At 68.1% G+C, this 3,016-nt stretch carries 3 protein-coding genes; 2 read left to right on the top strand and 1 reads right to left on the bottom strand.

Going from position 1 to position 3,016, the window contains the following annotated elements; all coding sequences use genetic code 11:
- The first annotated feature begins 137 nt into the window (after positions 1 to 137).
- Both AC5JLB_RS21670 and AC5JLB_RS21665 read left to right on the top strand, forming a co-directional pair.
- Positions 138 to 917, top strand: a complete 780-nt coding sequence (locus AC5JLB_RS21670) for a metallophosphoesterase family protein (protein WP_495875900.1) — start codon at positions 138 to 140, stop codon at positions 915 to 917.
- 439 nt (positions 918 to 1,356) lie between these two features.
- Positions 1,357 to 1,632 (top strand): hypothetical protein, encoded by a 276-nt coding sequence (locus AC5JLB_RS21665; RefSeq protein ID WP_495875899.1) that lies wholly within the window; start codon positions 1,357 to 1,359, stop codon positions 1,630 to 1,632.
- Between the two features lie 536 nt (positions 1,633 to 2,168).
- On the opposite strand, the gene AC5JLB_RS21660 is transcribed toward AC5JLB_RS21665, so the two are convergent.
- On the bottom strand, positions 2,169 to 2,393 hold the full coding sequence (locus AC5JLB_RS21660; RefSeq protein WP_495875898.1) for a hypothetical protein: 225 nt from the start codon (positions 2,391 to 2,393) through the stop codon (positions 2,169 to 2,171).
- Positions 2,394 to 3,016: the final 623 nt, after the last annotated feature.

The raw sequence follows: 3,016 nt of genomic DNA, 5'->3' as shown, positions 1-3,016 counted from the left end.
TGTCACGGGGGCCGGATCCTCAGGGCGGGGCTCCGGACCCGTCATGGGCAGTGGCGGGGCCGCCCGCAAGAGGTCTGGCCATCCTTCAGGCCCCTTGCCGTATCGGGGCCGAGCAAGCAAATGACGGAGGTAGTGGGATGCGGACCGACGCATCGGAGAATGGCGGCATGAAAAGATTTCTGGGCCTCCTTGGCCGCGAGGCGCCCACGGGCCCTGCCATCTTCGGCGCGCCCCTCGCGCCGGAGCTTCCTCTGGCCGTCATCGGCGACGTCCATGGCTGCGACTCCCGCCTTGCCCGCCTTCTCGACCGCATCGCCGCGGAGGCGCCGGAGCACCAGGTCATTGCCGTGGGCGACGTGGTGGACCGCGGGGAGGACAGCGCCGGCGTCCTGCGTCGCCTCGCCGGCCGGGGCGACGTACTCTGCCTCATGGGCAATCACGAGGCGATGCTCCTCGAGTTCCTCGACGAGCCCGAGCGTCGCGGGCCGCGATGGCTCTGGAATGGCGGCCTGCAGACGCTGGCGAGCTTCGGGGTGGGTGGAGTCGTGACGAGCGCTGGGCCCGAGATGCTGCGCGATGCCCGCGACCGGCTGGTCGATGCGATGGGGGAGGAACTGATCCGCTGGATCCGGGCCCGCCCCCTGGGCTGCCGGAGCGGTAATGTGGCCGTCGTCCATGCCGGCGCCGACCCGGCTCACCCGCTTGAGGACCAGGACGAGGACGTGCTGCTCTGGGGGCATCCCGACTTCATGGCGCGGCCCCGCAGCGACGGCGTGTGGGTCGTCCACGGGCACACGATCCTGCCCGAGCCTGTGGCGGAGTCAGGTCGAATCGGGGTGGACACCGGCGCCTATGCGACCGGTCGCCTGACCGCGGCGCTCATCGGTCCGGGGGCGGTCGAGTTCATCTCGGCTTGAACGGCGCCAAGTCAGCCATGATTTGACGGAGGCGTTGAGACAGGAGTCTCCCCGTCATCGTGGCCCTCATGCCATCCAGGCCATGCCGCCGGTTGGGCTCGGCTGCCGCACATGACGGGAATGAGTCCGTCGGCGGCATCCGTTGTCTGAGGGGCTGGCAGGCTGTCCAGAGGCAGGGGGACCCTACAGGCGCATCGCGTCGCCAAGTAGCCTGTCCCGAACGCGTTCCACGACGTTCGGTCGTACCACCCGCCTCAAACCTGTCGAGCTTAGCGGAAACGCGTTCCTCAAGGAGTGGCCGGTTCCCGCCTGGACAGCCGACGGCCGCTTCTCGTGCTCGGAAGTGGCACCCTTCTGCCACGTCGGTCGGAAGTTTAGCAACCCTGGGCCAAGGCTACGACCTTTAAGGCCGTGCACTTGTAGCAAGAGGACGACCGACATGGCCCTTTACGAGTCCCTGGAAGACCGTGACTTGGACACTGCAACGATGCCAGACATGTTCCGGGAGCAGGCCTCCCACTCTCACCCGTTCCTTCCTGTGGTCCGGGTAGGGCTCCTGTGCCTCCTCTTGGCTTTCTGGATCGCCGGCGGCTACGCCGGCATCGTCTACTGGTCGCTGCAGAGTTCGCTGCTGGGCGTGATCGCTTCAGCGGGCATGGCGGGGGCTGGGGCCGCCTCGACATGGCTGAGCTTCACGGGCCTGGGGCGCCGCTAGTACCGTGCCAGGATCACGTGATGCCGAGGCTCCGGAGCCTAGCCCTGGCTCCGTAAACCTTTGGCAGAGGCCCTGCGTTCGCATAGCCGTGCGGGATGACAGAGGTTCGGGCGACCTTTTGGACTCGGCCGGGCAGCTCCCGCGGCACGCGCTGCCAGATGGCACCTCGGCGGCGCGGCCGCTTCGCCGTGGTGACGACCGGAGCCCTGGCCGCGGGTCGCCTGTTGCGGCCAGGGCCTGTTCACCGGCGACGGGGTGGAGGGCTGGACACGCTCATGGACCTGCTCCTCTACGAGCCTTCGCCCTCTTCCCTGGTTCCCTACGATCCCGGGTCCCGGGAGCCGGCTCCGCCATATCCGGCCACAGGGGTCACGATCTGGCTCTTGGCCATACGCATCTGGGCCAGCTCCAGGTGATGCAGGCCCTGCATCCGCAGGCGGAGAGGCCGCCTCTCCCCGGACGACCCTTGCTCCGATGTCACAGAGCCGTGGAGTCAGCGAGGCGAGCTAGAACCATTTGCTCTGCGCGGTGTTTCGTCAGGGAACCGTGAATGGAGCGAGTGCTGTTGCTTTGATATGTCGGCCTCGCCGCAGGGCTTGCCCTTGCCATGGTGAGACGGCCTTCCCCTGACGATCGTCGGTACCTCTCCTGCGAATCTCTCGCAGCAGGAGTGGCACTGCGGTGGAAGGGTTCGGGAGACAGCGCTGGCCCGACAACTGCGACATGAGGGGACGACCATGCCGCGCTTCGCTTCCTGGCATTCCGCGATGCCTCCCGAGCACTCCGAGCCTGATGTCTGCCTTGAGCAGGTAATCCGACCGGGCCTGCTCTGGGCCTTTCCTCTGCCCACCGGAGAGGATCCAGTGGACGAGCGTTTCCGCCAGCTGCTCGAGGCCCTGTCGCAGCGGACCGGCGAGGATGCGCGCGAGCGGGCTGTGGGCTAATGCCCAGGCCTGAACGTTGCCTGGGACGCTGGCTGGGCAGCGACAGGCACGCCGAGTATGGCGCAAGTTCCCTTTCCGGGGCCCTGTTGCGCAGTGCGGGTGAGCCAACGGGAACCGAAAGGCTTCCTCGACGGGGCGTCGGTGCGGCCGGAGCGTCGGGCCGGGGGGAGGTCGCCCGGGCGGGGCCGCGACATCGCATTCCGTCATCCGGAGCCCGAAACCTGGCGGGAGCTGAATCGGCGGACCGCTGCCACCCAAGTTCATGCTGGAATCGGCCAAGCACCGGAGTCGCAGGCCTGCTCAGGCCCGGCCAACTCTCAGTGGCAGGACGACGCCCGTCGGCGTGCCTGCGTCATCCGACGAGGCGAGCCACCTCTCAGCCAGCGCCGTGATCGGCAGCGGACGGTCCAGGAGGTAACCTTGGGCGAAGTCGCAGCCGA

This window comes from Myxacorys chilensis (assembly GCF_059505265.1).
Note: the sequence above shows the minus strand (reverse complement) of the source record. Positions and strands in the feature narration are given on the sequence as shown.